This window comes from Nocardia ninae NBRC 108245 (assembly GCF_007990755.1).
GTDB classification, from domain to species: domain Bacteria; phylum Actinomycetota; class Actinomycetes; order Mycobacteriales; family Mycobacteriaceae; genus Nocardia; species Nocardia ninae.
The window spans coordinates 1-18,966 of the sequence record NZ_BJXA01000094.1; the positions used below are offsets into that span (position 1 = coordinate 1).

An 18,966-nucleotide genomic window follows, 5' to 3' on the forward strand; every position below is an offset into this window, starting at 1 on the left:
AAGCGGAGTAGCCTCACCGTCGAAGAACAAATAGCAGGTCACCCGGCGCATCTGCCCGACCTTCTAGAGCGCGGCGAGTAGTCCGACACCCAAACCTACAGCCCCTCCGAACGCTGCCCCGCCGCGCAGAACCGCGTGCGCTGGCGAGGTACCACCGATCCAGCTGAGAAACCCCGCCAGCATGCCGCAGATGACACCGATGGCAGTGATAAGGGAAAGCGACAACGCCAGTACCACCGGATTGCTCTTCATCGGATTGACCACTCCTTCGGCCGTCGCTTTGCACAGCTGACACGGCATCGACCCAGATCAGACCTATATAGAGTTACAGCATTGGCAGTGTAGACTGTCTCTCATGCCGGGTAAAGTGCGGATGACTGTGCAGACGCTGCAGGTGTTGCAGGCGCTACTGGAGCGGCCGGCCGACGAACACTACGGGCTGAAAATCTCGGAGCAGTCCGGACTGCCTACTGGAAGCATTTATCCCATCTTGACTCGACTCGAAACGGCCGGATGGGTCACTAGTCAGTGGGAGGATATCGACGAGTCTGCGGAGGGGCGGCGCCGCCGACGGTTCTACCAGCTCACGCGAGATGGGACCGCAGCAGCGCGTGACGAAGTTGCCGAGATGCAGCGACGCCTGAACGCCGTACAGAGGGCGAGTTGGCGATCAGCAGCCAAGCCGAACTGGGGGACCGCATGATGGCTACTCGCCCCGGCTCGCCGCGGGCGGCCTATGGGCTTATCGATATCGCAGTGTGGCTCCTGCCTGTGGAGTCGCGGAGTCGCTGGCGTGCTGAATGGCGCTCAGAGCTGTATGAATACGCACGAGCCGGAATCCCTACGCTTGTGCCCGCGATCCGTATCCTGCGAGGTGCCCCCGCTCAGGCCTTTACGCTTCGGGCAGCCGCTCGTCAGCAGATGCGGGCGACTGCCAGCCTTCCTTCGTCGACCCACCGGCGAACTTGGCTGATAGATATCGGCCAGGATGCTGATCAATTGTCCATGCCCGATGGCGTCTGGCGCATTCCTGGGCACCGCGAAATTGGGCATGGCGACTTGGTCGTTGTGCGGGACTACGAGGGTTTGCGTGGTATCGCGGTAGCCCAGGCGCTGCCCGACCATGGTATACATCCGCATTGTCCGCGATGTAATTCGCGTAGTTTCGAGAATCATCAGACACGGCTGCCCAAGTATCGTTGCTACAAATGTGGTGTGCGATTTGAATATCCGAAATCTAGATTTATACCTGCGGGGAGCGCGCGCTCGATCGGTTTCTCAGATTGGGAGTACCTCTCGGGTCTACTTTCTGCCGACGATCTCCTTCGCCTTCGTATTGGACGTAGGCTCGCAAGTGGCGTAGTTGAGCTGCATTCCGATGCGTTCGCCGAGGCTGTGACTGAAGCTCGTGCGGCCCGGCTCGACCGCTACCGCTCGTCGGCGTTTGAAAAGCACGGGACGGATGCCGCAGAAGACCGACGCGATCCCCCGCTCTGTAGTGAGCGATATCGTCAACGATGCAAGGTCAATAAGACCGGTGACGTTAAGTTCAATAAACAGAGGATATCGCTCGGACGCAAGTATCGCGGCAAGCGGGTCACCGTTTCTGTCGAAGGCGCTTACGTAAACATCTACCACAACGGTATGATCATCGCTGTTCGTCCGCGAAAGTATCGGAAATCCACTGTGTCGGCACCTGGCACCGTCAAATCTGCGGCCGCTTCCGGCGCGCGATGAGCGGACGCATGGATCGCTGCCGATCCACGACGCGGACGTGACTGCGTCAGCCCGATGGCCCAAATGCCTCAAGCGGTTGTGCAGCAGTAGAATTCATCAACGGACTGCCTTGTTGAGGTGCCTGGGTGTAAATGGGTCAACCATGCCTGTTGATCGATGTCAAGAGGGTCGAATCCGAAGCGGAGTAGCCTCACCGTCGAAGAACAAGTCGTTCTACGCCCCCTCATCAGGAGTTGTATACGACGTGGTCGACGACTGCCTTGGCAGAATCCTCGATTCCTGAGTCCAAGACGTCCGCCTTGTACGTCGCCCAATCGGCCAGCTTGCCGGCATCTCTCGCCGCTCCGCGGCTTTCCATGCGCTCGCGGATGCGATCTGGAACAGTTGACACCCAGACGGTTTGGACTGAAGGCGGAGAGAAATTGACCAACGACTTGACGTAGTCCGCGAGCGATATTTGCTTCTCGGCGGCGATGCGGATGTAACCGATGAACGGAGCATCTACCAGGACCGGGATTCGCTGACCGATCGTCAGCGCCTCGCTGACCAGCGCGCTGTAGATGTGTGGGTTGACTACCCGCATATAGGTTTCACTGTCCCTATCGTACGGATTCCCGATTAATTCGGTCATCACCGATTCCTCGAGCGCGGGCGCGAATGCGTCTTTGTCGAGAACGATGGCGTCGGCATGGCGAGCAAGATAGCGGGCCGCCGACGACTTGCCGGTTGCAGGAAAACCGCAAATGATCGTGACACCTGCCATTCTTGTCCCGATTCGGTCCAGTTGGGCAACGAACGAATGTTCGAAGGCCGAAGGTTGCTGCCCAGCTGATCGGGCTGTCGCACTCATCAATTCTCCCTAGGCGCGAACGAGGGTGTAGCTCTCATTCAACCGAATGCAGGAATCCGTCCCTGCCAGTCTCCCAGGCGGGGTGGCTCGGCGGCCAACCAGGGGGCGGTCCGCTATGCCGTGGCTGCGATGAGGTCAAGCAGATCTGGAGCGATCGTTGGGTTGGCGGCGATGGTGTGTGCCGAGCCGAGGGCATGGTCGCTGCCGTCGGAATCAGCCACGACGGCACCACTTTCGCGCGCGATCAACACGCCGGCCGCCGTGTCCCACGGCTTGTTCGACAGCAGAACGCACCCATCGATCCGGCCTTCTGCGACCCAAGCAAGGTCGAGTGCGGCCGAGCCGAACATCCGGATTCTCTCGACATGTTCAGCCAGTGCTGCGGTAACGGCGAGGCGCCGTCGATTTTTTGCAGCGGCATCCCGCCCGACCGCGTAGTCGCCGATCGATATGATGGAATTCCGGAGATCCGTTGTGCCGCTCGTCTTTATACGTGCTCCGTTGCAGAACGCGCCGCCATCGGTATATGCGTGATACTCCAGTCCGAGAAATGGTGCATGGATGACAGCAACGACTGGAACGTCTTCGAATGTAAGTGCTAGGGAAACCGCGCAAAGCTGAATGCCATGAATGAAGTTGGATGTCCCATCAATGGGGTCCAGTATCCACTGGTACGTAGCCTCTGTGTCATCGGTGTTCTGTCCGCTCTGCTGCTCCTCGCCTAAGAAATCAAAAAGCGGCGTGCTCTCGGAAAGTCGCTGGAAAACACTCTCTTGGATTTCTAGGTCGAGATCGGTCACAAAGTCGCGGTCCTCTTTGGCGGTTATTCGTCCTGGCGCAGCGCTGTGCAGAAGTGCACTGCCGACCCGGGCTGCGTCATCGGCGACTTTCAAAAGTTCTTTGAGGCAGGTCATTCGCAACTCCTTGCCTTGGCGCTCGCCCACATGCTCTCGAATACGTCTGCGAATGTATCGAAAATTCCCGCCTTTCCTGATTTCTTGGATACAAAGGTAGGCGAATCGACACCTCTTGCCATCGGAAGATACGGCTGCATAACGCAGATTTCCGAATCGACTATTGTGATATTGAATCTGACAGGCTGGTCGTAAACTCGGATAGTCAGCGATCCGGGAGTTTCTGGCCTTATTCGTCGGCACACCCGCTCAAGGGTACGTATATTGGTGTCCGTGAGGTTGGTGAGTAGTCCTGAATCATGTGCCTCTTCGACCTCGCGGGCTCGAATTGCTGTACCCTCCGGGTCCAAAAAGAGGCACCGGATCACGGTCCCATTCTCCAGAAGTCGCAAAATGTCACTGTCTGCGTACTGCTGGCACAGCATGTTGAGCGATAGCCCCGCCATATCGATCGTGTGAGCTGTTTTGAACAGTTCTTGTGGGGGCATTGCTCTCAGGTACTCGAGCCGGGTCGGGTACACCGCTTCGACATCGGCCAAATCGCGTTGTGCACTCTCCGGCGCACTCGCGGTGGCGGCAATTTGGGAGGGATGAAGTTCGCCAACGGAGCCGGTGAATGTCTGAAAGAGTTCTGCAATCGTCCAGTCGGGAAACATCGCCTGAAGGATCCTGCAATGGTCCGGATAGGGCAGGCTCGATATATCGCCTGAAAGCCATCGATAAAACTGTGCCTTTTTCGGACCGTGGCCGATCAGGTCGGCGTCGAGCTTCTTTGCGAGTCGGTCGTATTCGCGATTGAACGCCGAGACGCTTTGAAGGTGACGCTGCTGAAGAAGTGCTTTCAGAACGGTGCTCATGGTCGCCTGCCTTGCCACGAGATCTGATGTGTTGACAGCACTCTATCACGCAGATGAGACACAGAAGAGACTATTTGCGACATTGCTGCTCAAGCCGAGACATCGGCGGCGGCGAGATGAGACTTCCTGAAAAAACACCCTGGGTGAGCAAGTTTTCCGGATTTTTCCACCCAGAGGAGTTGGATCAGTGGACGCAAACGATCAGTCCCTGCCCATCGAGGTTCGCAGCGGACGCGGGCTCATCAGCTTGAAGACTGCGGCGGCGCTCGTCGACGTCGACCAGAAGACGATCCGTATGTGGATCGCCGCCGGGCATCTTCGGGGCTACAAGTTGAACGGCAATATGTGGCGAGTCAGCAGTCACGAGGTGATAGCGCTCGCTCGGCCAGTCGTTCCATCTGATTCCGGTGGTGCGGCATGAATGCGAATGCTGAGAGGCCCGTTGACACCAGCGGCGATTCTGACCGTATCGCACATTACGTAGCCAAGCTGGTCGCTCAGGCGCCACCCCTTTCCGCGGTAACCCGAGCGAAGCTCGCAGCGGTCCTCGGTGCAGCCTCGCAGACGAAGCGGGCTGCATGATGCGCGCCAAGACGTTTGGGTTTTCCGTCGCCGTCGTGGCGGTGGGGTTCTTGGTACTGACTCATCCAGCGGTGGTCGGGTTCACGGTGATGGTGCTCGGTGCGCTGGCGTTGTGGCGTTGGAGTCGTCGGTGGGGGGTTCGGCGATGAGCACGCACGAGCCTTTGCATGATCCGGCGAATTTGCTGGCTGAGTTGGATGCGATCATCCGCGAGCAGGAGCAGTTGCGTCAGCGGGCGTCGGCGCTGCGTGCGAGATACAAGGCGATGCAGCCGCAGGCGAGCCGGTTCGACTTCTACCCGGCTCCGGCCGGTGAGCGGCAGTTCGGGTCGGTGAATATCGAGGCGACGGCATCCCGCCTGGACTACGCGACGAGAGACAGCGGCGTAGCGACGTGGCTCGACGCTGCCCGCGAGACCGCTGCTCTGGTGCGGGAGTACCCGCAGCAGGAGCGGGCCGCCGGTCAGATCGAGCGCTGCGAGTCCGTTTACGGCCCGGGGGCGAGTGGATTTTACGGCGCCGGTGACTGTGCGGAGATTCGTTGTGGTGCAGCTGTTCCGGTGTCCTCGGAGTTCGCTCGTGCGCGGACGCGTGAGCTGGCCGACCGGTCTCGGGTTGATCGGGGGCGGTCGCGGTGAGCGCGGATTGGCGTGACACGCCGCCCCAGGTGCAGCACGTGACCTATGTCGACCGCGGGCGTGGTCATACGCCGTTGCATTCGATGGCCGGCCCGGAGTTCACCGGTGTGGGTGCGGTGTACGCGCCGCTGGGTTTGTTGCCACCGGTGCTGCGGTTGGCCGCTTTCGGGTTGCTGTTGCTGATCGCGATGGGTGGTTGCACCGCGGCGTGGGTGGACTACAAGCAGTACACGCCAACGCCGAGTATCTGCCGGTCGGCCAATGCTGGTGTGCCGGTTGAACATCCGGGCTCGTGCGTCCCGAGCTCGCAGGTGCCGGGGGTGGCGCGATGAACGCCCCGGACAGCGACGAATACCGGCTGTACGCCGAATACATGCGGCTGGTGCAAGTCGACAGTGTGCTGGTTGATATCGGCGGGGCCGCGTGGGCGTCGATGGAGCACAAGGACTTCGCCGACTCGGCGACCGAGTTCGCCAAACTCGAGCAGGTCAAACCTGCTCGGACATCGGTGGACGAGGAGGCCAGCGGTGTATGGAGCCGCTACCTCGAAGCCGCCTACGGGAAGGCGAGCGCGGATGAGATCCGTGCCGACGCTCGGACCGAATCCGAGCGGCCATCTCGCCGGATCGAGCGTTCGCGATGAGCAGGTTTCTTGATCCGGACGGGGAGCGGCACGGGTTGCCGACGTGGCCGTGGGGGATGGCGCCGCAGCATTTGCGGACGTGGCGGCAGCTGGACGCGGAGAACAAGCGGCCGGTCGGTGAGTACGAGGCGCAGGTGCGCGGGGCGGGCTGGCGGCAGGCATATCTGTACGACTCGCGCGAGGTACGGCCGAAGCAGGAACCCTCTGCGGCGCAACTGGAGTCGCTGAAAATCGCGCGCTGGACGCGGTCGGTGGATGCGTGTGAGCGCCGCGGGATCGACGCGACCGATATGCGCGAGGTGATCGAGCAAGCCCGCGCCGATATCGCCGCCCAGCGCGCCGCCCGCGAAGCCCCGCGCAGTGGAAGGGAGCGAAGCCGATGAACCACAACAGAAGCAGCCACACCAGGGCCGCCACACGGGCCGGACTGGACCGGTATCCGGCACTGGAACTGGAGTACGCCGATCAGATCATCACTGGGCTGCGCGCCCACGGTTTGGGCTATCAGGAGATCGCCCGCACCTTGGATATCCGGGCGCGGCGGGTCGAAGCGACGCTCGGAGAGATCAGCGCTCTGCACGGGCGCGGGGTCAGTCTGAGCGAGATCGCTGTGCGGGTGGGGTTGCCACGCAGCACCGTCCACGACATCGCCGGTGCTGCACAACCGCAGTCGACCGCGCGGAAAACTGCTGTGCTGGCGGCTATTTCGGACATGCACGGGATGCAGCGCGATGTGCTGGGCTGGTTTCTGGGCATGGAACGCAACCACGTGCTGAGCCTGGTCAAGCAGCTGCACAAGGAAGGCTTGATCCACAAGCCCGCGCAGGTGCAGGCCGGGGAGAAGTGGGTGGTCCCTACGCGGGTGACCGCGGCCCGCTACCTGGGATGGCGTCCAGCCGACTGGTATCCGCCGTTGGGCTTGGCTGAGCATTACCGGGCCGTGGCTCAAGCGCGAGTGATGCTGGTCGGCGCCGATCGCGCGTTGTGGGTGCCCGAGCGGGTGTTGCGCCACCGCATCGGCAAGACCGCCGGCACGAACGGCAAGACCAAATCCGGTGAGCCGCTGTTGTCTTCGGGCCGTACACCGTTGCTGGGTCATCCGCACGTACACGACGGCCGGTTCCTGGGCGTGGTGGAAGGCACCTACGGCTGGTGGGCCCTGGAAGTGGAGCTGTCGAAGAAAGACCCCGAGCACATGGATATCGCGCTGAAAGGCGCGATCCGAGCCGCCCGCGACGCCACCGAGGAGTCGATGGTCGGGGTGCTGTATCTGTGCCGGACCTCGGCGGTGATCGACAACGTAAACGCCGCCTACGACCGTCTGCCCGCCAGCGAATTCGGTGAGGCGCTGGCGCTGGATCTGCTGGTCCGCGACTTCGACCAGAGATGGCGCAAGTTCCTCACCGACTACGCCGCGCGCCGCGAAGCCGCCAAAGCCGCGAGCTCGAATCGCCGCCGCCGCACCATCATTCACCTCTCTTCCAGGGAAGCGTCATGAGTAACCCGAACTGCCGACCCGTCCTCACCCCGACCGACTGCGATCCACTCGGCACCGCGAGCGCCGCACCCTCGACACCGGCCCCGGTGCCGGTCGATCAAGTACCGGCCCCGATCGAGGTGCATCCGGTCAAGCCGCCGATCAAGCAACTCGACCGTATCGACCCACCGGACCCGAGCGGTCTCATCCACAACGCCGAGACAGCGGTGGTGTGCGGGATGGTCGTGGTCGCGATGCTGGTCATGATCGTGGCCGTCGCCACCTACTGGCCCTTGACGGTGCATCGGTTGCGGAACTTCGCCATCGCGGCCTTGCTGTTGCCCGCGGCGTCGGTGGCGGCCGGCGGGTCGTGGACGACCCCGTTGTCGTTGTTGTGGTCCGGTGCCGAGCGCGTCGCGGACGGGGATTGGGCCGGTGTCCGGATGATGCTGGCGCTTGGTGTGCCGTTCGCGGCGTTGACCGCGACGTATGTGCGGGCGCGGTTTGTGCACAAGGTCCGCACGGTCGGGTTGAAGAACCTCGGTCGTACCGAACGCGTCAGCGAGGCGATGCTGGCGCGGGAGTTCGCCCGCGCCGCGAGGACCGCACAACAGGGCGCCCCCTACACCACCAGCGAAGGGATCGTGCTGGGGCCGCTGGTTCGGACGACGACGTCGAGGACGCCGGGGTTGTGGCGGGATCTGGCCGCGCGTCATCAGCAGTGGATGGTGATCCCGCACAAGCAGGCCCGCCGCCATATCGCGTGGGTCGGCACCACCGGGTCGGGCAAGACCGAGGGGATCAAACGCTACTTCACCGGGATGCTCGACTACGAGTGGACCGCCTGGCAGCGCTGGAAAGACGTCCCCGGTATGCGGAACAAGTACCGGCGTCCGTTGCAGGTGATCATCTCGTGCAAGGGCGGGCTCGACGATGTCGAACTCGGCCGCGAGATCCGGGAAATCGCCCTGCGCAAGGGAATCGAGCCCCACCGCATCGCGGTCGTGGTGCCGGGTGGCGACCGGCTGGAGATGTGGGCGGGCAACTCCGCCCGGGATCAGCGGGCCGCGGTCGGTGATCTGCTCAACGCAGGGGAAGCCACCACCAGCGAAGGCCAGCACTTCGACGAGATGCGCCGCCGCATCGTGTCGCTGGTGTGCGGGGCACCGGTCGGGCCGCCGCGCTCCTCTGCGGAATTCCTTGCACGCCTCGACAAGTCGGTGCTGCTGGACGCCTGGGGTGGCGACGCCAACGTCAAGCGGATGCTCGACGCGATGCAGGAGGAGAAGGTCCCCCAACTCGACGACGCGCTGATCAAGGCCAGCAACTTGTTCGAGCTGCTCCAAGACCAGAACGGGCGCATGGTTTTCGACGGCGGCCGCGACCTCGACGACCTCGACGTGCTGTATGTGACCGTCCCGGGCTTGGACAAGGACGCCGCCCGCGCCCAGGTCGCGGCGATCCTGCGGATGGTGATGCAGCGCGCCGGACGCACCGCCAAAGACCAGCGCCGTTCGGTGACGCTGATCATCGACGAAATCTCGGCACTCACCACGGCCAAGGGCACGATCGGGCTCACCGACGTGTGTGAGCGTGGCCGCTCCCAAGGGGTGGCGTTGCTGTTCGCCGCGCAATCCCAGGAAGGTCTGGCCGCGGACGCGTGGAGCCTGAACCGGCTGCTCAAGGCGTGCGCGGGCGGGTTGATCCTCGGCTACAACGAGAACGCCGGAGACCTGTGCAAGCACGTCGGCTCCCTGCGCTCGATGCTGCCAAGCCGTCACCTGATCAAGGGCCAGCGTCACGGCGACGAAGGCCAGGTCTCGGTGGGGGAGAAATGGCTCGTCGATCCGGATGTGTGCCGCCAGCTCGAGACCGGCGAATTCGTCTACGCCCGCGGGCGCCGCGCCGACTGGACCCACGTCGTACGCGTCGCCGATCACCCGCTGACCCCGATGCCGGGCACCCCCGCCGCCACCGCCGCTGATTCCGCGGGCAAGCCGCTCATCTCCGGCGACACCGCTGTCGCCTGAACCTCTTATCCGAAATTTGTTGAAAGGCAACCCTTATGCGTAACCGCCGCGAACACAATCACGACGACCACAACGACGACGAGACCCCCGGACAGCCCAGCCGTGATCCGGCCGAGCTGCCAGAGCCGGGCGAGCCGACCCAGATCCGCGACATCCTCGCCGCCGAGTTCGCCGACTACCTCGCCGATGTCGTCGCCAAAGTCCCGCCACCGGAGAACCCCGACGACCCCACCCCCGCGCCGCCACCTGCGCGACCGAACCTGCGCCTGATCACCACCCCCGACGACAAGGCCGTGACCACGGACTGGGACGAGCCGTTGACCGTCGCCGACGCCGTCACCGCAGCCCGCACCGCGCGGCGACGGGTCGTGCGCGGCGCGGCCGGCGGCACTGCCTTTGTGGTCACCGCCGTGGTGGTCGCGGGCTGGGGTGAACCGCTGATCGTGGGCGGCCCGCTGGCCGTCTACGGAGCGGGCTGGCTGGGCTACCTGTGGTGGAACGCCGCGCTACGCCCCTCGGCCGGTCAAATCCTGGCCGCGAGCGCCCACGGTATCGGCGCCGTGCTCGCAGTCGTCATCACCACTATCGCCGCCCTCGTGCGCGGGCTCGTCGACCGCGTCGACACCGCTCGTCGGCGCCACGAGACCGCCCGGACCTCACCGGCTTCTCCGTCGGTCTAACTAGAAAGGAACCAATCCTCGTGAACAGCAATGACATTCGACCCATAGCGCTCGGCCTTGCCGTCGGGGTGAGCGTCTTCGCCGCCCTGATCTGCTGGGTGGAATACCAGCCCTGGGATACCGTCGCCGGGCACCTAGCCCGGCGCCAGCTCACCCCCGCCGAGCGTGCCGAGCTGGACCGGCTGACCGCGGAGAAGCAGGCCCGCGACAAGCGCTACAGCGCCTTAGCAGCCGAGGACAAGCAGAAGCAGGCCGAGCGCGACGCCGAGATCGCCGCGGGCTTCAACCCGGATCTGCTACTCGGCGATCCCGTCACCAGTCCCGGCGAACTGAATCTGACCGCGCTGGTGGCTGAGATCGAGCACGCCGAGCAGTCCTACCGCCACGCCGACTGCCACCTGGTGTATCCGCACCGCGAAGCCCTGCACCTCGAGTTCAAGCGCCGCAACCACTGGCAGGCACGCTCGACAGCCTCGCGCGCGGATCTGCTTCGGCTCGACATTGCGGCCGACCGGATCAACACAGCACGCAACCGGCCGTTTGTGACCGACGAGCCGCCCAGTCCAGTAGCGGCGTATGGCTCGTTTCCATATCCGGATTTCGCCGGACCCGACCAGGTCGACATCGATGTCGATCCCGAGACCGGACGGTGGTGAACCGCGATGCCTGACAACGACTCCGACGCCGTTCTGCCTATCCCGTCGGACCTGTACCGGGACATGGCCGGACTCCAGGACCGCATCGAGGTGTTGCGCGCGGACCTGACCCGGACGCTGATGCGCTACCGCGAGCTGGGGCAATCCCCGGACTCGCTGGCGGTGGACAACCTCGGCGAACCGATCGAACCCGCCGAGGCCAACGCCCGGGTCCTTCACGGCTTACAGCTCACCGACTGCGAATTGCAAGCCGCGGCCGAATGGCTCAGCACCACAAGCGGCCGATACGCGAGCCGGTTGAAGCTCACCGACACCGCCGACCAGCACCGCGAACGGCAACTGGCTCGACAGCGCCGTCGCCGCACCCGATAGCCCGAAATCCCTTATCCCCGAAAGGAATACCTGTCATGACTGACCGCAGCCCCGAAGATGAACTTGTCGCCGAAGCCGTGAAGTTCGGTCGCTCGTTTCAGCAGATGCTGCGCTTGCACGCCCAGGCCGGCAGCTGGCTGGAGAAGCGCCGCATCCGCAAGCAGATCAGTTCGGCCTTGCGTGAGCAGCGCCGCACCGAACAGGCCACCCGCGATCATCAACTGGACTGGACCCAGCAGATGGTCGACCGCTACCGCGTGCACGCCGCGACTGTCGCCGACCGCGCACTCAACCCGAACATCGACCACGAACGCCGCTACCGTGACGCCAAGGTCCTGGCTGAGCACGCGGACTACCTGCGCTCGAAGATCATCGAGAACGCTCGCTTGACCCCTACCGAACAGGGTATCGCCCTCGACGGTTTGGACGCGGCGACCACGTTCCCGCAGTTCGAGCCAGGCCGACTGTTCAACCGCGCCCACAAGGTCAAAGGGATCGAGGCCCTGCGCTACCGCGCCCAGGTCGCCCGCGTCCGCGACGCCATCGGCGTTGAACGCCCGTTGCCGGTGCGGACCACCACTCAGCGTGAGTTCGGGCCGACCTGGGAGCAGGAAACGGTGAAACCGGTGTCGGCGCATGTGGGGCCGTTCGAGTTGTTCGGCTACGAAGACGACCAATTGCGGGAACAGCAGGTATCGCTATCGGATTGGCCGCGGCACCGTTGGTTCGCAGACCGGGAGCAGGCCTACGACTGGACCCTGGAACAGCTCGATCGGTTCTCCCGTGACCCGCACTGGCACGGCGAGGAGTTCGCTGTGTTCGTCCGTGAGGCCGGTACCGACCGGACACAGCCGGAGGTGGTGTCAGGCCGGATCGGGATGGTCACCGACGAGATCACCGAGGCACGCGACTACCACCGTCGACACCGTCATGCTGACCAGCAGCGCACCCGTCAGGCTCAGGCGGACACGCTGGACACCGGGGTGATCATGCCACGGTTCGAGAGCACTGTCCGCTACCACAAACCCGGGACCTCGCGCGCGGATGAGGTATCGATGCTGCGTGGGGATCATCCCGACCGCGAGCATGCCGCCCGGTGGGCACACGAGACCGTGCGAGGACTCGAGATCGAGCCAGGCACAACGATTTCGGCGGCCACGTGGACGAAAAACCAGCACCTCCCGGAGTACATCGCCAGCGGAACCGCCGCCGAAGTCGCCGACGAGATCACCCAATGGCGAGACCGCCGTGGCCGGTTCGCCGATATCGACCAGCCCCAACGCGTCGAACATGCGTCCGTGCGCAGCCAGCAACATGCGCGGCGCGATACCTCCGCACCGATTGTCCAGAGCACCGGGCCTGTCGCGAGCACCGAGGACAGTGACGCCGAGCAGCAGCGGTTCGCCGATATCGAACGTCAGCTCACAGAGATTTCCGCCGACCGTGACCGGCTCGGTTCCCGGGTCGAGGTTCTGCAGCGTGGTTTGGACGCGGTTACGGCCGACCGAGATGAGATGCGCCGCAAACTGACTAACGCCGAAGGCCAGATCGAAGCACTCAAGAACCGCAACCAGCGACTGGCCGCCGAGATCGGCGAACTGCGCGACCGGCCCGGCGCCGATGCTGTTGCTGCGGAACGGGATCGCTACCAGCGTGAACGTGACGAAGCGGTCACCAAACTCGCCCAGCGCACCCCCGTCCAGCAGCGCTACGGCAGCCGCGAACGCGTCGAGTTCGACAAGCTCGGCGACACCCAGCGCTGGTCACGGGAGACACCGGCCGGCGAGGACGGGCTGACCGATGCGGACTTCGCCGCACGCAAGGTGTTCGACGAGGCGATCGTCGAGCAGATGTCGGCCGACTTCGCCAAGGTCCACGGCGATATCTACGACGAGCCGAAGTTGCGTGAGTTCGCCCGCGAATGGCTCACCAACGCCGCCGACAACCAGCGCAACCAGCCGTCAAGCAGCGGCGAGGGCAGTGAGCGTAACGGCAAGCGCCGCAACGGTATCGAGCGGGGCCGGTGAGATGGAACGCGAACACGAGGAAGCGATGCGGGAGGCGTTCACCGAACTCGATCGCCTCACCCGCAGGGCGTATCACCCGCAGGCGAGCGAGGCAGATATCAACCGCCTCTACACCGAGGGCGCCGCGATCGATCAGGGCTGGCACTTCGGCCCGCACCGCGAGCAGTGGGAGTTCCTGAAAGCTGTTCGCAGCCAATGGGAATGCGAACCCGATGCCGTCCGGCAGGCGCTTCGGCACTCACTCGGTACGCCAGGTGGTGGGTTGGATGCGGTGCAGCGGCGCAGCATCGAGCAGGCCCGCATCCTCACCACCGCGACACCGCGGTCCGAGATCGAGCGAGGGCGGTGAAGCCATGGCATCTCGACCTGCGCGAGCGAGCACCGCCGGAAAGGCGTGCGGGCGGTGCGAACGGACGAAACCACCGTTGCGTCGCGGGCTGTGCGGGGCTTGCTACGAGCGAACCCGCCAGCGCAACAAAGCTTATGGTCGCTGGGAGCCGGACCGGGCGCCCGCCGAGCCGGTACGTGAGCACGTCGCCCGACTGGGTGAGGCCGGCCTGAGCCAGCGTCGGCTCGTCGAGCTGGCCGGTCTGCACCGGTCGGTGCTGGGACACCTGCTGCACGGTGGCACGGATTCGGCACCGCCACAGTGGGTTTCCCACACCACCGCGCAGCGGATCTTGGCGGTGCCGGTACCGGAATCGGCGGTGGAGGTGGCCGCCGACCGCGCCTTGGTGGCCTCGGTAGGGGCGCAGCGTCGGCTGCGGGCGCTGGTCGCCGATGGCTGGCCGCAAGCCGCACTGGCCCGCGATCTCGGCATGACCCGCACCAACCTCGGCCCGCTCATGCACACCGACCGGCCTATCACCGCCCGCCGGCACCGTGAGGTCGCCGAGCTGTTCACCCGCCGCCAGCTCACGCCCGGACCGTCTCAGCGGGCACGCGACTACGGGCGCGCCCACGGCTGGGCACGGTCGTGGCAGTGGGACGAAGACGCCATCGACGACCCGAAATCCCGTCCGGACCCCTCCTACTGGCGCCGGACTCGCCGACCACGCCCGGAGACCGGCTGGGCCGTACAAGCGCCCTCCTCACCACCGCGAGCACCTGGCCCCGGATACGGCGTGCACGACCTCGGTGTGCCCGTCCGGCGCCGCCCGATCCAGCGGGGGCGTTGAGCGGCGCGTACCCCCGCACTTGCCCCACAACGAAAGGAAGCCACTGACATGGAACGCGAACACGAAGAAGCGATGCGCACCGAGTTCACCGAGTGCGTCGAATTGTGGCGGGCCACCGAGCCATCGGAAGTCAGCCAAGCCGATTACAACAAGGCCCACGACGCCATCGACAGAATTGACCACCGCTGGCAGACCGGCCCACACGCCGAACACTGGCACTACCTCAACGACGCCTTCGAGGATTGGCGGCGTAACCCGCAAACCATGCGCCGGTTCCTCGACGGAGTCAGCTACGACCGCGCCAGCGGCAACCACGACGGGATGACCGACACCCAGTACCGCAGCCAGCTCCAAGCCCGCGACGTGACCGAGGCCCAACGGGCCCGCCAGCGCGAACGCTCACCGAGGTATCGGTGAGCGGCGATGAAACCCCAACAACCAACTGGGCCGTCGTATCAGCTCATCACTACCGCGCTCAAACGAACGATGGGACCGGGTCACGGCAGCGGTGATCCGTTGCGGTGGACCAACTTCCTGTGCCCGGTCCACGAGGGCGACGGGCGACCACACACACCGAGCTTGGGTGTGCGCTATGACCCGCAGCAGGCCAAGACGATCGTGCGGTGCTGGGCCACCTGCGACGACGAGAAAGTCCTGCAGCGGTTATCGCATCCGACCGAAAACCGGCCGTTGGGTGTGCGGGACATGTTCGACCGGCTACCCGAACGCCGCCGCGCCAACCCCGCCACCGGTAGTGGCGGGGAAACCCGGCGGGCCAGCGATGTGGTGTCGCCGGTGGAGAAGGCGATCCTGGCTGCCCGGTTCCCGATCCTGAGCAAACCGAATCTGGGTGTGCAGACCGGTGCCCCGGAGAAGGTCGACGCGTATGTCTACCGGTGGCCCGACGGACACGTCGAGGGGGCGGTGGTCCGGGTGCACACCCCGCACGAGCACGGCATCAAAAAGTCGTTCTACCAACGGCACTGGACCGGAACCCGCTGGGAGGACGCCGGTTTCGCGCCGATCCCGTTCCAGCTGTCCGACATCCGGGAAGCCCTCGACACCGGACGCGAGATCTATGTCTGCGAGGGCGAAAAAGACGTCCAACGAGCGAACCTGGCCGGGCAGATCGCGACCTGCAATGTCGGAGGCGCCGGATCGTGGACTCCTGAGCACGCGCGCTGGCTGGCCGGCGCGGCACGGGTCATTGTGGTCGCCGACCGCGACCGGCCCGGCTACCGCCACGCCGCCAAAGTCGCCGACACCTTGGCTGGGCGTGTGGGGGAGGTGCGGGTGATGCAGGCCCGCGGCGGCAAAGACCTCGCCGACCACCTCGACGCCGGATACGAACTGGGCGAACTCGACCCCGTGCCCTACCTCGACCGACCACGCCCGCAGCAGCAGGACAGATTTCGCGCCCCGGCCATGAGCCGGGCGCGGACTCGTAGCCGCTGAACCCACATGACAACCGAAGGGACACAACCAATATGACGATGACGAAGATTCCCGGCGCGCAGGCGACGACAGACAAGCAGCAACCCGATGGTCAGGTTTCGACCCGGTCGATGCGAGCGTGGCCGGTGCTGTTGCTGGCGCTGCCGGCGTTCGTCGCGATCTGGTCCGGCTGGGTCGGGCTGGGTGAGCTGACCGGGTTTGGGCCGGTCCAGCCGCTGCCCGGCATCGCTGACAACTTCACGATCAACACCGCGATCACGTTGCCGATCGGGATGGAGGCGTACGCCTCCTACGCGTTGTCGGTGTGGTTGTCGGGCCGTGTCCGTTCGGACCGAACCCGCGGTTACGCGAAGTGGTCAGCGTTCGGCAGCCTCATCCTGGGCGCGGTCGGGCAGATCGCGTACCACCTCATGCAAGCCGCGGACGTGACCGTCGCGCCGTGGCCGGTCACCGTGCTCGTCGCCTGCCTTCCCGTCGCCGTGCTCGGCATGGGCGCCGCACTCGCACACATGATCCTGCGCGAACACCACCACCCCGCCGCACCTACCGGCCAGCAGGCCGAACCGGTTCCGGGCGGTGCGCAACTGCCGTGTGAACAGTCAGACTCTGCCCTGAGCGAAGGCACACGCACCGCCGACGCACCACCCGACGCACCGGGCACGGCAGCCACTGCGCCAGGCGGTGCACCCAGGCCGACTGACGCACCACCACCGCCGATGAGTGTGACGCGCACGCACCGGCGCGTTCCACACGCGCGCCGCACCCCGCGCCGCCGTCCACCGATCCGAACCATCCGCCCGCGCAGCGAGCAGGCCGAAGCGGGCATCGCACCTGATCAGCACCCGTCGGCACCAATACCCCAACCTGGGAAGTCGAACGCGGTGCAGCCGGTGCCTGCCGATCGGGACGAGCTGATCCACGAACTCACCGCCCGGGGGATGTCGGCACGACAGATCGGACCACTCATCGGCGTCGCCCACACCACGGTGCTGCGTGTCCTCGGCCGCACCGAGAACGCACCGGCCGACGCACCACACGAGCGCCACGCACCAGCGGATACACCGAGCGCACCGGTGCCGGTGCGCAACCTGGCCCGAGTTCGGCGCGGCGGGCTGCGCACCGCCCCCAAACCCGTGGACGAACCGGGTGAGGTGATCGATGCCGAACTGGTCGAGGACACAGAACTCTCGATCACCGAACATTCAGCCGACTCGGGCACCGTTGCTGTCGGAGGTGGTGCGTGATGACCGGGATCGAGTGGACCGAGGTCACCTGGAACCCGGTCACGGGTTGCGACCAGATCAGCGCGGGCTGCGACAACTGCTACGCGCTGGCGATGGCGCGGCGGTTGAAGGCGATGGGTGTGGCGAAGTATCAGCGCGACGGCGACCCGCGCACCTCCGGCCCCGGCTTCGGGGTGACCATCCATCCTGCCGCGCTGGACATTCCGGCGCGCTGGCGTACCCCGCGGCTGGTGTTCGTCAACTCCATGTCGGACTTGTTCCACGCCCGCGTTCCGGAGAGTTTCGTGCGGGACGTCTTCGCGGTGATCGCCGCGACACCGCAGCACACCTACCAGGTGCTGACCAAACGGCCGATACGGATGCGGCGAATGGCCGAGCGGGGCTTGGAGTTTCCGCCGAACCTGTGGGTCGGCGTCTCCGTCGAGGACCAGACCACAATCGAACGGATCACCTACCTGCGGGCCGTGCCCGCGAAGGTGCGGTTCCTGTCGTGCGAGCCCCTGCTGGGAGCGATCGACCTGGACGCGCATCTGTTCCCGAACGAGTGCCCTGGCGGGTGCGGGTGCCGTCGCCCCGACGACGCCGACCGCTACGAATGCGGTTGTGGCGGTCCGTGTTCGAGCTGGCGACCGAATCCGACAGTGGACTGGGTGATCGCCGGCGGCGAGTCCGGCCCCGGCGCCCGCGAGATACACACGGCCTGGGTGCGCGACCTGCGCGACCAATGCGTCGACGCCGGCGTGCCGTTCTTCTTCAAACAATGGGGCGGACGAACACCCAAACAACACGGCCGCACCCTCGACGGCCAGATCTGGAACCAGATGCCCACCACCTGACCACCCCACCAGCCCCGAATCCGAGCCCGCCAGGCACCCGCCAGGCGGGCCTTTTCGTGCGCTGAGTGGCTGCGTCTGTCCGGGAAACATCCGGGACTTGTCCGGGACACGTCCGGGACTCGTCCGGGAAAAAGTAGTCCCGGACAGGTCCCGGACGGTAAACGCTCAAACCGGGTTTGAGCTGGGTGTTTCGCGCCGTCCTCTGTCCCTGCCCGGCTGACACTCTCTATGGCTTCGCTGATCATAGAGAGTGTCAGCCGGGCAGGGACAGAGGACAACACAAAACACAAAGAACAGAAGATCAAAAGCAAAGGGAGGGAAGAGAAAGGAACCAAAAGAGAAAAGAGACCACAAAGAAGGGGTTGGGAGCGGGGTTGCGTCAGGAGCGGACGTTACGTCTAGAGCTGCGCCACCTACGGTGGCGTGTTCGCGGCCAAGGCGCGCTCAGTGCGGGGGCGAGCCAGGTGCGGACATGGCGGTATAGGGGCACGCGGATTCGCGGTCGTGAGGGTTCGGTTTGGCGGCGTGCGTTGCGCCGGGGACTCGGACCGGGGACCATAAAAGTAGAGGGAGCGGGCTGGGTTGATGCATATGCGCCCAAGTTCTCCGGGGGTTCGATTTCAGCGCATACGCGCCAATCCTGATCGCAGCCCACAAGTCGGGTAGCGCACTCCAAATCTGCTGTTCAGCAACACTTTTCGTGTTAAAATTGATCCATGAGCAGCACACGCTGCTTGTTGTGATACCCCTCGATTCTTGCGAGGGAAGACGCGAGCCCGGCGATTCGCTGG

Annotated in this window: 23 protein-coding genes; 19 read left to right on the forward strand and 4 right to left on the reverse strand. The window is 64.9% G+C overall.

Annotation, left to right across the window (positions count from 1 at the left end):
- Positions 1–63: 63 nt before the first annotated feature.
- On the reverse strand, positions 64–252 hold the full coding sequence (locus tag NN4_RS38890; RefSeq protein ID WP_147141778.1) for a hypothetical protein: 189 nt from the start codon (positions 250–252) through the stop codon (positions 64–66).
- Positions 253–355: 103 nt separating this feature from the next.
- Between NN4_RS38890 and NN4_RS38895 the strand changes: the two genes are divergently transcribed.
- Together NN4_RS38895 and NN4_RS38900 are read left to right on the forward strand one after the other, a co-directional pair.
- On the forward strand, positions 356–703 hold the full coding sequence (locus tag NN4_RS38895; protein WP_222595248.1) for a PadR family transcriptional regulator: 348 nt from the start codon (positions 356–358) through the stop codon (positions 701–703).
- Complete coding sequence (locus NN4_RS38900) at positions 664–1,737, forward strand: Mu transposase domain-containing protein (protein WP_147141780.1); 1,074 nt, start codon at positions 664–666, stop codon at positions 1,735–1,737. Before NN4_RS38895 ends, NN4_RS38900 begins: the two co-directional genes overlap by 40 nt.
- 226 nt (positions 1,738–1,963) lie before the next feature.
- Here NN4_RS38900 and NN4_RS38905 read toward each other — a convergent pair whose 3' ends face one another.
- The 3 genes from NN4_RS38905 to NN4_RS38915 all read right to left on the reverse strand — a co-directional run bounded on the left by NN4_RS38905 (position 1,964) and on the right by NN4_RS38915 (position 4,358).
- Complete coding sequence (locus NN4_RS38905; protein ID WP_147141783.1) at positions 1,964–2,587, reverse strand: P-loop nucleotide/nucleoside kinase family protein; 624 nt, start codon at positions 2,585–2,587, stop codon at positions 1,964–1,966.
- A 113-nt stretch (positions 2,588–2,700) separates the two neighbouring features.
- On the reverse strand, positions 2,701–3,501 hold the full coding sequence (locus NN4_RS38910; RefSeq protein ID WP_147141786.1) for an inositol monophosphatase family protein: 801 nt from the start codon (positions 3,499–3,501) through the stop codon (positions 2,701–2,703).
- Positions 3,498–4,358, reverse strand: a complete 861-nt coding sequence (locus tag NN4_RS38915; RefSeq protein WP_147141788.1) for a DUF5919 domain-containing protein — start codon at positions 4,356–4,358, stop codon at positions 3,498–3,500. The genes NN4_RS38910 and NN4_RS38915 overlap by 4 nt, the downstream gene beginning before the upstream one ends.
- A gap of 187 nt (positions 4,359–4,545) precedes the next feature.
- Between NN4_RS38915 and NN4_RS38920 the strand changes: the two genes are divergently transcribed.
- From NN4_RS38920 to NN4_RS39000, 17 genes are all read left to right on the forward strand, one after another.
- Positions 4,546–4,779 (forward strand): helix-turn-helix domain-containing protein, encoded by a 234-nt coding sequence (locus tag NN4_RS38920; RefSeq protein WP_167768795.1) that lies wholly within the window; start codon positions 4,546–4,548, stop codon positions 4,777–4,779.
- A 306-nt stretch (positions 4,780–5,085) separates the two neighbouring features.
- Entirely contained in the window at positions 5,086–5,577 is a 492-nt protein-coding gene (locus tag NN4_RS38925) for a hypothetical protein (protein ID WP_147141791.1), read from the forward strand.
- Positions 5,578–5,615: 38 nt separating this feature from the next.
- The gene (locus NN4_RS38930; RefSeq protein WP_147141793.1) at positions 5,616–5,909 is read left to right on the forward strand and encodes a hypothetical protein; all 294 of its coding nucleotides are present in this window, start codon (positions 5,616–5,618) and stop codon (positions 5,907–5,909) included.
- Positions 5,906–6,220, forward strand: a complete 315-nt coding sequence (locus tag NN4_RS38935) for a hypothetical protein (protein WP_147141795.1) — start codon at positions 5,906–5,908, stop codon at positions 6,218–6,220. Before NN4_RS38930 ends, NN4_RS38935 begins: the two co-directional genes overlap by 4 nt.
- Positions 6,217–6,603: a hypothetical protein gene (locus NN4_RS38940; RefSeq protein WP_135232459.1), complete on the forward strand. Its 387-nt coding sequence runs from the start codon at positions 6,217–6,219 to the stop codon at positions 6,601–6,603. The genes NN4_RS38935 and NN4_RS38940 overlap by 4 nt, the downstream gene beginning before the upstream one ends.
- Complete coding sequence (locus tag NN4_RS38945) at positions 6,600–7,718, forward strand: helix-turn-helix domain-containing protein (protein ID WP_147141798.1); 1,119 nt, start codon at positions 6,600–6,602, stop codon at positions 7,716–7,718. Before NN4_RS38940 ends, NN4_RS38945 begins: the two co-directional genes overlap by 4 nt.
- A complete protein-coding gene (locus tag NN4_RS38950) occupies positions 7,715–9,727 on the forward strand; it encodes a type IV secretory system conjugative DNA transfer family protein (protein WP_147141801.1) in 2,013 nt (670 codons plus the stop codon). The genes NN4_RS38945 and NN4_RS38950 overlap by 4 nt, the downstream gene beginning before the upstream one ends.
- 35 nt (positions 9,728–9,762) lie before the next feature.
- On the forward strand, positions 9,763–10,407 hold the full coding sequence (locus NN4_RS38955; RefSeq protein WP_147141804.1) for a hypothetical protein: 645 nt from the start codon (positions 9,763–9,765) through the stop codon (positions 10,405–10,407).
- A gap of 20 nt (positions 10,408–10,427) precedes the next feature.
- Complete coding sequence (locus NN4_RS38960) at positions 10,428–11,063, forward strand: hypothetical protein (protein WP_147141807.1); 636 nt, start codon at positions 10,428–10,430, stop codon at positions 11,061–11,063.
- Positions 11,064–11,069: 6 nt separating this feature from the next.
- Positions 11,070–11,435, forward strand: coding sequence for a hypothetical protein (locus tag NN4_RS38965; protein WP_147141810.1), 366 nt, complete (start codon positions 11,070–11,072; stop codon positions 11,433–11,435).
- Positions 11,436–11,470: 35 nt separating this feature from the next.
- Positions 11,471–13,462 (forward strand): coiled-coil domain-containing protein, encoded by a 1,992-nt coding sequence (locus tag NN4_RS38970; protein WP_147141813.1) that lies wholly within the window; start codon positions 11,471–11,473, stop codon positions 13,460–13,462.
- 1 nt (position 13,463) lies between these two features.
- Complete coding sequence (locus tag NN4_RS38975) at positions 13,464–13,811, forward strand: hypothetical protein (RefSeq protein ID WP_147141816.1); 348 nt, start codon at positions 13,464–13,466, stop codon at positions 13,809–13,811.
- A gap of 4 nt (positions 13,812–13,815) precedes the next feature.
- The gene (locus NN4_RS38980; protein WP_147141819.1) at positions 13,816–14,640 is read left to right on the forward strand and encodes a hypothetical protein; all 825 of its coding nucleotides are present in this window, start codon (positions 13,816–13,818) and stop codon (positions 14,638–14,640) included.
- A 48-nt stretch (positions 14,641–14,688) separates the two neighbouring features.
- Complete coding sequence (locus NN4_RS38985) at positions 14,689–15,057, forward strand: hypothetical protein (RefSeq protein WP_147141822.1); 369 nt, start codon at positions 14,689–14,691, stop codon at positions 15,055–15,057.
- 6 nt (positions 15,058–15,063) lie between these two features.
- Complete coding sequence (locus NN4_RS38990) at positions 15,064–16,095, forward strand: toprim domain-containing protein (protein WP_147141824.1); 1,032 nt, start codon at positions 15,064–15,066, stop codon at positions 16,093–16,095.
- Between the two features lie 38 nt (positions 16,096–16,133).
- The gene (locus NN4_RS45870; RefSeq protein WP_222595249.1) at positions 16,134–17,339 is read left to right on the forward strand and encodes a helix-turn-helix domain-containing protein; all 1,206 of its coding nucleotides are present in this window, start codon (positions 16,134–16,136) and stop codon (positions 17,337–17,339) included.
- Positions 17,339–18,175, forward strand: a complete 837-nt coding sequence (locus NN4_RS39000) for a DUF5131 family protein (RefSeq protein WP_147141827.1) — start codon at positions 17,339–17,341, stop codon at positions 18,173–18,175. The genes NN4_RS45870 and NN4_RS39000 overlap by 1 nt, the downstream gene beginning before the upstream one ends.
- The last annotated feature ends 791 nt before the right edge of the window (positions 18,176–18,966 follow it).

Bases quoted from the DNA above. Each gene is read 5' to 3' on its own strand.
- NN4_RS38980 (WP_147141819.1), top strand. From the start codon at position 13,816: ATGGCATCTCGACCTGCGCGAGCGAGCACCGCCGGAAAGGCGTGCGGG.
- NN4_RS38910 (WP_147141786.1), bottom strand. From the start codon at position 3,501: ATGACCTGCCTCAAAGAACTTTTGAAAGTCGCCGATGACGCAGCCCGG.
- NN4_RS38915 (WP_147141788.1), bottom strand. From the start codon at position 4,358: ATGAGCACCGTTCTGAAAGCACTTCTTCAGCAGCGTCACCTTCAAAGC.
- NN4_RS38905 (WP_147141783.1), bottom strand. From the start codon at position 2,587: ATGAGTGCGACAGCCCGATCAGCTGGGCAGCAACCTTCGGCCTTCGAA.
- NN4_RS38940 (WP_135232459.1), top strand. From the start codon at position 6,217: ATGAGCAGGTTTCTTGATCCGGACGGGGAGCGGCACGGGTTGCCGACG.
- NN4_RS38990 (WP_147141824.1), top strand. From the start codon at position 15,064: ATGAAACCCCAACAACCAACTGGGCCGTCGTATCAGCTCATCACTACC.
- NN4_RS38895 (WP_222595248.1), top strand. From the start codon at position 356: ATGCCGGGTAAAGTGCGGATGACTGTGCAGACGCTGCAGGTGTTGCAG.
- NN4_RS45870 (WP_222595249.1), top strand. From the start codon at position 16,134: ATGACGAAGATTCCCGGCGCGCAGGCGACGACAGACAAGCAGCAACCC.
- NN4_RS38950 (WP_147141801.1), top strand. From the start codon at position 7,715: ATGAGTAACCCGAACTGCCGACCCGTCCTCACCCCGACCGACTGCGAT.
- NN4_RS39000 (WP_147141827.1), top strand. From the start codon at position 17,339: ATGACCGGGATCGAGTGGACCGAGGTCACCTGGAACCCGGTCACGGGT.
- NN4_RS38945 (WP_147141798.1), top strand. From the start codon at position 6,600: ATGAACCACAACAGAAGCAGCCACACCAGGGCCGCCACACGGGCCGGA.
- NN4_RS38975 (WP_147141816.1), top strand. From the start codon at position 13,464: ATGGAACGCGAACACGAGGAAGCGATGCGGGAGGCGTTCACCGAACTC.
- NN4_RS38985 (WP_147141822.1), top strand. From the start codon at position 14,689: ATGGAACGCGAACACGAAGAAGCGATGCGCACCGAGTTCACCGAGTGC.
- NN4_RS38935 (WP_147141795.1), top strand. From the start codon at position 5,906: ATGAACGCCCCGGACAGCGACGAATACCGGCTGTACGCCGAATACATG.
- NN4_RS38925 (WP_147141791.1), top strand. From the start codon at position 5,086: ATGAGCACGCACGAGCCTTTGCATGATCCGGCGAATTTGCTGGCTGAG.
- NN4_RS38890 (WP_147141778.1), bottom strand. From the start codon at position 252: ATGAAGAGCAATCCGGTGGTACTGGCGTTGTCGCTTTCCCTTATCACT.
- NN4_RS38970 (WP_147141813.1), top strand. From the start codon at position 11,471: ATGACTGACCGCAGCCCCGAAGATGAACTTGTCGCCGAAGCCGTGAAG.
- NN4_RS38965 (WP_147141810.1), top strand. From the start codon at position 11,070: ATGCCTGACAACGACTCCGACGCCGTTCTGCCTATCCCGTCGGACCTG.
- NN4_RS38955 (WP_147141804.1), top strand. From the start codon at position 9,763: ATGCGTAACCGCCGCGAACACAATCACGACGACCACAACGACGACGAG.